At 64.7% G+C, this 7,163-nt stretch carries 5 protein-coding genes; 4 read left to right on the plus strand and 1 reads right to left on the minus strand.

Translation table 11 applies throughout. The features are described from left to right. Nucleotides 1–3: 3 nt before the first annotated feature. On the minus strand, nucleotides 4–1,632 hold the full coding sequence (locus ACEWE8_RS14040) for a hypothetical protein (RefSeq protein WP_046785263.1): 1,629 nt from the start codon (nucleotides 1,630–1,632) through the stop codon (nucleotides 4–6). A gap of 216 nt (nucleotides 1,633–1,848) precedes the next feature. Here ACEWE8_RS14040 and pvdM point away from each other — a divergent pair, with 216 nt between their 5' ends. From pvdM to ACEWE8_RS14060, 4 genes are all read left to right on the plus strand, one after another. Further along, nucleotides 1,849–3,195, plus strand: coding sequence for a pyoverdine-tailoring dipeptidase-like protein PvdM (pvdM, locus tag ACEWE8_RS14045; protein ID WP_046785264.1), 1,347 nt, complete (start codon nucleotides 1,849–1,851; stop codon nucleotides 3,193–3,195). 17 nt (nucleotides 3,196–3,212) lie between these two features. Next, on the plus strand, nucleotides 3,213–4,484 hold the full coding sequence (locus ACEWE8_RS14050; RefSeq protein ID WP_046785265.1) for an aminotransferase class V-fold PLP-dependent enzyme: 1,272 nt from the start codon (nucleotides 3,213–3,215) through the stop codon (nucleotides 4,482–4,484). Nucleotides 4,485–4,496: 12 nt separating this feature from the next. Next, nucleotides 4,497–5,378, plus strand: coding sequence for a formylglycine-generating enzyme family protein (locus tag ACEWE8_RS14055; protein WP_046785266.1), 882 nt, complete (start codon nucleotides 4,497–4,499; stop codon nucleotides 5,376–5,378). 74 nt (nucleotides 5,379–5,452) lie between these two features. Beyond that, complete coding sequence (locus ACEWE8_RS14060; protein WP_046785267.1) at nucleotides 5,453–7,108, plus strand: cyclic peptide export ABC transporter; 1,656 nt, start codon at nucleotides 5,453–5,455, stop codon at nucleotides 7,106–7,108. The last annotated feature ends 55 nt before the right edge of the window (nucleotides 7,109–7,163 follow it).

The following is a 7,163-nucleotide window of genomic DNA, read 5'->3' on the forward strand; positions in this document are numbered from 1 at the left end:
TTTTCAGCGCTGAGCCAGTTTCAGATTGCGCGCGTACCAGGGGCGTTGCGGGACTTTCGGCCGCAGCTTGGCGAACAGGTCATCGTCGCCAAAGATGATGCGCAACGCCAGCTTCATGGTCTCAGGGTCCATCTCCACACTGCGCCCAGGCCGCAGCCCCGGTACCGTCGAGCAACCGTGGGTGTCTGGCCCCAGCCACGGGTCGGCCACTTCGACCCAGCGCCCAGGCGCAAACCACGGCACACCGTTGACTTCCAGGCGCCTGACCTGGCCCGGGTGGACCCGCTCATGGGCACGGAACCAATCCTCGATACGGTCGTCGATCCAGCCGTGGAAGTGCCAGAACACCGGGTTCACATGGGATGAAAACGGGTCGCCGAGGAAGTCGTTCTCGGCCTGGAACCAACGCGCGGCAAAATCCTCCGGTTTGCGAGCGAAGGGCACTGGCAGGCCACTGGAAGGGTCGCGCGGCACCGAAGCCCAGCGCATGTGCAGCCAGTCGTGCAAACCCAGCTCCATTTCCGACCCGAACTGCCCCAGCGTAAGCGTGCTCAGGTAGTGCGGATCAGTGTACTTCGACTCCCATACCTGGAAGTTGGCATGGAACGTTTCGGGCGTCTTTATATCGCGCACCCATTGGGTGTACGCGGCATCGTCCGAAGCCAGCCAGGTAGGCGGTAGGGCATTGCCATCATGGTTGTCGAAATAGCGGGCGAAGCCGATACGGTCGCGCTCAAGCTCCGGCTGCGGCAGCGGAAAACGCGGCCAGGAGGGTAGGTCCTGGAGGGCCCGGGCAGCACCCAGCATGTGCCGGTGCATGAAGAAAAAATCCACGCCCGAACCGTTGCGGTCCTTGTGCCGGCCCCGCGCATCGCGTTCATGGCCCCGCGGCCCTGGCTGCCAGCCCAGGCCGCGCAGCGCTGCCTGTTTGTCCTCGTCCAGCTTGTGCCACTTGTCGCGCGCGGCATGCCAGAGCTGGTGGAACAACCGATGCTCCGGCGCGATCAGCCTCGCCAGCAAGGCCGGTGCCAGGGGCGCCCGTTCGCGGGCCTCGGGGAAAGGCCGCTTGAGCGCTAGAAACCGGTTGTCCTGCTCGGGCAGCGTCAATGCGCGGTTCAGCGGCAGGATGCGGCCATTGAGTGTCGCCTGACCGGCGTTGCCGAACCCGCCCCAGGCTTCGTCGAGGACCACCTGGCACTCATAGTTCGCCTGCTCCTGGCCCGGCTGCGTCGAAAACAGCCGCCAGCGCAGTGTCCCTGGCTTGTCCCCCAGCAGGTCGCCCATCACGCGATAGCGCGGCTCTTGCGGACCAAGCAGGCGCTCGGGCGTGTCCAGATAACCACGCAGGCCACGCCCACTGTGGGCAACGTCCAGCAGCAGCTCCAGCTCCCCATCAGGCAAACCGTGCAGCCCTGCGTCCCTGCCCTGCGCTGTCCAGCGCCAGCACCCGCGCAAGGTGTCGCCCAGCTGCTGCAGGGGCGCATCGGCAAGTTCGACAACGGCTTCGCCCGGGGTTTCAGGAAACTGCTCGTCGAACTGCTGGCGCTGCACGTGCCGCACATACAGCGCACCGGGCACCGCCATGCCTGTCAATGCCACACCGGCGATGAACCCGCGTCGAGAAATCGTCATTGCACTACCTGAGCATTCATTGCGGCCATGGAGCACGGCCCGTCCAAGGCTAGAACGTTGTGCAGTACACAAAATTTACCGCCGCAGGCAGACGGCCTGTGACGCAGCCAACGATAAATTTGCCCCGCCGTTGTTCGTCCACCTGATACCCAAGCCCTGCCCGCGCAGCAAACCCTGAGCCGGCAGCCGCCCCGATCACCGCGCAACGAGATGGCAATGACCAAGACCCGTTCCCGCAAAGCCCTGTACATCGGCCTGCCCCTGGCCCTGACCGTTGCCCTGGCAAGTGCCGCTGGCTACTTCTACTGGCGGCACCTGCACGCAGGCTACCCGCTCAAGATCGTGCAGCAGGCTGAGGAGCTGCACGAGCACATGCTCTCGTTCGACAGCCATATCACCGTGCCATTGAGCATGGGCAGCGAGGGGCACGAAGTGGACAAGGATGGCCCGGGCCAGTTCGACCTGGTCAAGGCCAACCGCGGCCGCCTCTCTGGTGCCGCCCTGACCGTGTTCGGCTGGCCGGAAATCTGGAACGGCCCGAACGCCCCGCACCGCCCCACCCCCGGCTTCGTCGATGCCGCCCGGCAAGAACAGGAAGGGCGCTACAAGATCATCACCGGCATGGTCCGCGACTTCCCCAACCAGGTCGGTATCGCTTACACCCCTGACGACTTCCGGCGCCTCAACGGCGAAGGCAAGTTCGCCATCTTCATCAGCATGCTCAATGCCTACCCGCTGGGCCACGACCTGTCGCAGCTTGACCTGTGGGCAGCACGTGGCATGCGCATGTTCGGCTTCAGCTACGTCGGCAACAACGACTGGGCCGATTCTTCGCGGCCGCTGCCGTTCTTCAACGACACCGCCGACGCCCTCGGCGGCCTGTCACCGCTGGGCGAGCAGGCAGTGAAACGCCTGAACGACCTGGGGGTGATCATCGATGTGTCACAGATGTCCACCTTGGCACTCGAAGATGTCGCTCGCCTGTCGCGCGCGCCAATCATCGCTTCGCACTCGGCACCGCGGGCGATGGTGGATATCCCGCGCAACCTCTCCGACAAGGAGATGCAACTGATCAAGCAGAGCGGCGGCGTGATCCAGGTGGTCGGCTTCGGTCAGTACCTAAAGCCGTTGACCCAGCCGGTGGTGGACAAGCTCGATGCCCTGCGTGCGCGCTTCGACTTGCAACCATTGCAAGGCCTGACCAATGCCCTGATGCCGGGCGACGCGGTGATCGCCATCTGGCCCGAGGCACGCTTCGGCGAGTATGCAAGCTCGCTGTACGCCATCCTCGAAGACGAACCCAAAGCAACCTTGAAACAGTATGTCGACGCCATCGACTACACCGTGAAAAAGGTGGGTATCGACCACGTCGGCATCGCCTCGGACTTCAACGATGGTGGCGGCCTGGAGGGCTGGAAGGACGTCAGCGAAATTAGCAACGTCACCGCCGAACTGCTGACCCGCGGCTACAGCGAAACGGACATTGCAAAGCTCTGGGCGGGCAATTTCCTGCGCGCCTGGGAGCAAGTCCAGAGCGCTGCCCAGCCTGTCGCCAACCGTTGAGCCGAGCCCTGCCTACCATGAGCAACCGCCGTAGTTTCCTGAAACAGGCCGGCCTGCTGGCCGCGAGCCTGCCACTGCTGCCCCAGGCCCTGGCTGGCGCCAGCACACCACTGAGCGGCCCCGACAAATGGCGCAACCTGCGCACGCTGTTCCCGCTCGACCCACAGGTCGCGCACTTCGCCAACTTCCTGGTGACCGCCCACCCGCGCCCGGTACAGGCAGCGATCGACCGCCACCGTGCCACGCTGGACCGCAACCCCGCCGCCCTGATGGACTGGGAAAGCCAGTACGAATGGCAGCGCGAGGACGAGGTGCGCGAGTGGGTCGGGCGCTACCTTGAGGTCAAGCCGCGCCAGGTGGCCCTGACCGGCAGCACCACCGAAGGCCTGGCGATGATCTATGGCGGCCTGAAGGTCGGCGCCCACCAGGAAATCCTGGTCACCGAGCACGAGCATTACTCCACCCACAAGGCGCTGGCCTTCCGCGCCCAGCGCCAGGGCACCCTGACCCGCAAGATCCGCCTGTTCGACGACCCATGGACAGTCTCCACCGACCAGGTGCTGAGCACCCTGGACAAAGCCATCCAGCCGCACACCCGCGTGCTGGGCATGACCTGGGTGCACTCCGGCAGTGGCGTCAAGCTGCCGGTGGGTGAGATCGGCGCGCTGGTGCGCCAGCACAACCGCAACCGCAGCGAAGCCGAGCGCATTCTCTATGTGGTCGACGGCGTGCACGGCTTCGGTGTGGAGAACGTGCGTTTTGCCGACTTCAACTGCGACTACTTCATCGCCGGCACCCACAAGTGGATGTTCGGCCCGCGCGGTACGGGCATCATCTGCGCAGCCTCCACCGGCATGGAGCACCTCACCCCGACCATCGCCACGTTCTCCCGCGATGAAGACTTCGCCACCATCATGACCCCTGGCGGCTACCACGCCTTCGAACACCGCTGGGCCACCAACGAGGCCTTCAAACTGCACCTGGCGCTGGGCAAGGCCGACGTGCAACAGCGCATCCACCAGCTCAACAGCCTGCTCAAGGCGCGCCTCGCCGAGCACCGTCAGGTGCAGCTGGTGACACCGCGCAGCGAGCGCTATTCGGCCGGTTTCACGTTTTTCCGCATCAAGGACCGCGACGCCGACGCCGTCGCCGCCCACCTCACCGCCAACAAGGTGATGTGCGATGCGGTGTATCGCGATGTCGGCCCGGTGATCCGCCTGGCCCCCAGCCTGCTCAATGACGAGCAGCAGATCGACCGGGCCATGGCCCTGATTACCCAACAACTCTGACAAGGCATCACCATGACCGCTTCCCTGCATCGCCTGACCCTGGCCGGCCTGCTGGCCGCCTGCAGCCTGCCGGCCCTGGCAGCACAAACCGCCGATACCCCTGGCACGGTGTTCCGTGACTGCGACAAGCTCTGCCCGGAGATGGTGGTACTGCCCGCCGGCACCTTCAACATGGGCACCCCGGCCGACGAAATGGGGCGCCAGGATGACGAAGGTCCGCAGCATGCGGTGACCTTCGCCAAGCCCTTCGCCATCAGCCGCTTCCAGGTGACCGCCGAGCAATGGGACGGCTACCTCGAGGCTACGGGCACACGCATCGCCGACGGCGACGATCGCCCTGGCCGCCGCTGCACCGCCAGCAAGCCCAGTTACAAACAGGGCCCGCAGCAACCGGCAGTGTGCATGAGCTACCACGATGTGCAGGACTACGTGGCCTGGCTGTCGAAAAAGACCGGCAAGCATTACCGCATGGTCAGCGAGGCCCAACGCGAATATGCCGCACGCGGCGCCAGCACCGGTATGTTCCCCTTCCCCATCGACCCGGACAGCACCCTGGAAATCAGCCAGCACGCCAACGTCTATGGCCCCAAGGATGGCTACAGCTATAGCTCGCCCGTGGGCAGTTACCCGGCCAACGCCTTTGGCGTGTACGACATGCACGGCAATGTCTACGAATGGGTCGCCGACTGCTACCACAACAGCTATGAAGGCGCCCCGGCCGACGGCAGTGCCTGGGGCCAGGCCAGCCGGGCCAAGGACAGCTGCAAGGTGGTAAGTATCCGCGGCAACGACTGGGGCGAGGCGCCGATCTTCTCCCGCTCCGGCAACCGCAACACCAATTTCCCGGGCCGCCTGGGTGACTGGCTGGGTGTGCGGGTGGTCCGCGACCTGTGACGGTACGCGGTTAAATTGCCCCGCGGGCCACTCGTCATAACGATGTACTTTTGCCTCTGATCCAGGAATTCAACATGACCTCCAAAACCCGCGGGGCGCTGAGCGAGCTATTCACCCTGCTCAAACCGTTCTGGCCGATCGTCACCCTGTCGGTCGTCATGGGCATGGTCGGCGGCCTGAGCGTTACCGCACTGCTGGCCACCATCAACAGTGGCCTGCACGCCGACGGCGGCCTGAGCAACAGCGTGATCCTCGGCTTCGCCGGGCTGTGTGCGCTGGCTCTGGCCAGCTCGATCTGCTCCGACATCGGCACCAACTACGTCGGCCAGCACATCATCGCCAAACTGCGCAAAGCCCTGGGCGAGAAGGTGCTGTCGGCCCCGATCGAGCAGATCGAACGTTTCCGCAGCCACCGCCTGATCCCGGTACTGACCCATGACGTCGATACCATCAGCGACTTCGCCTTCGCCTTTGCGCCCCTGGCGATCTCGCTGACCGTAACCCTTGGCTGCCTCGGCTACCTGGCCACCCTGTCACTGCCGATGTTCCTGATGATGCTGCTGGCAATCGGCATCGGCAGTGTCGTCCAGTACATCGCTCGAGGCCGTGGCATCAAAGGCTTCATGGCGGCGCGCGACGCGGAAGACCGGCTGCAGAAGCACTACCACGCCATCGCCGAGGGGGCCAAGGAGCTGCGCATCCACCGCCCGCGGCGCCAGCGCATGTTCCGCCAAGGCATCCAGGACACCGCCGACGCGATCTGCGCCACCCAGGTCCGCTCGATCAACACGTTCGTCATTGCCAAGAGCTTCGGCTCCATGCTGTTCTTCGTGGTCATCGGCCTGGGCCTGACCCTGCAGTTCCTCTGGCCAAGCGCCGACCCCAAGGCCATCAGCGGCTTCGTGCTGGTGCTGCTGTACATGAAAGGCCCGCTGGAACACCTGATCGGTACCTTGCCAGTGGTCAGCCGCGCGCAAATCGCCTTTCGCCGTATCGCCGAGCTTTCCGAGCAGTTTTCTTCGCCTGAAGCGCACCTGCTGCTGGAGGACCACGGCAACAAGCCTGTCGTGGTCGACAGCCTGGAATTGCGCGAGGTGAGCTATGCCTATCAAGCCAGCCCCGGTGCCCAACCGTTCCAGGTAGGGCCGGTGAACCTGCGCATCGCCCAGGGCGACATCGTCTTCGTGGTCGGTGAAAACGGCTGTGGCAAGACCACCCTGATCAAGTTGCTGCTGGGCCTGTACACGCCGCAACAGGGGCAGATCCTGCTCAACGGCCAGGCCGTCGACGCACAGGTTCGCGACGACTACCGGCAATTGTTCACCACGGTGTTTGCCGACTACTACCTGTTCGATGATGTGGTGCAGGGGGACACGCACATCCCCGAAGACGCCAACCGCTACCTGGAGCGCCTGGAAATCGCCCACAAGGTCAGCGTCAAGGACGGTGCGTTCAGCACCACCGACCTGTCCACCGGCCAGCGCAAGCGCCTGGCGCTGATCAACGCTTGGCTGGAAGAGCGCCCGGTGCTGGTGTTCGACGAATGGGCCGCCGACCAGGACCCGACCTTCCGGCGGATTTTCTACACTGAGTTGCTGCCCGACCTCAAGCGCCTGGGCAAGACCATCATTGTCATTTCCCACGATGACCGCTACTTCGACATCGCCGACCAACTGGTGCGGCTGCAGGCCGGCAAAGTCGTCGTCGAACACGCACCCGCCCTCGCCTGAGCCCCACCCGGCGCGCCCCACGCGCGCCGGGTGCAGCTGTTTCGCCACCTGCCTA

The sequence above is a fragment of the Pseudomonas sp. TR47 genome, from assembly GCF_044143025.1.
In the GTDB taxonomy this organism is placed as follows: Bacteria; Pseudomonadota; Gammaproteobacteria; order Pseudomonadales; family Pseudomonadaceae; genus Aquipseudomonas; species Aquipseudomonas putida_E.

Excerpts from the sequence above, each read along its gene's own strand:
- ACEWE8_RS14060 (WP_046785267.1), top strand. The coding sequence starts at position 5,453 with ATGACCTCCAAAACCCGCGGGGCGCTGAGCGAGCTATTCACCCTGCTC.
- ACEWE8_RS14055 (WP_046785266.1), top strand. The coding sequence starts at position 4,497 with ATGACCGCTTCCCTGCATCGCCTGACCCTGGCCGGCCTGCTGGCCGCC.
- ACEWE8_RS14050 (WP_046785265.1), top strand. The coding sequence starts at position 3,213 with ATGAGCAACCGCCGTAGTTTCCTGAAACAGGCCGGCCTGCTGGCCGCG.
- ACEWE8_RS14040 (WP_046785263.1), bottom strand. The coding sequence starts at position 1,632 with ATGACGATTTCTCGACGCGGGTTCATCGCCGGTGTGGCATTGACAGGC.
- pvdM (WP_046785264.1), top strand. The coding sequence starts at position 1,849 with ATGACCAAGACCCGTTCCCGCAAAGCCCTGTACATCGGCCTGCCCCTG.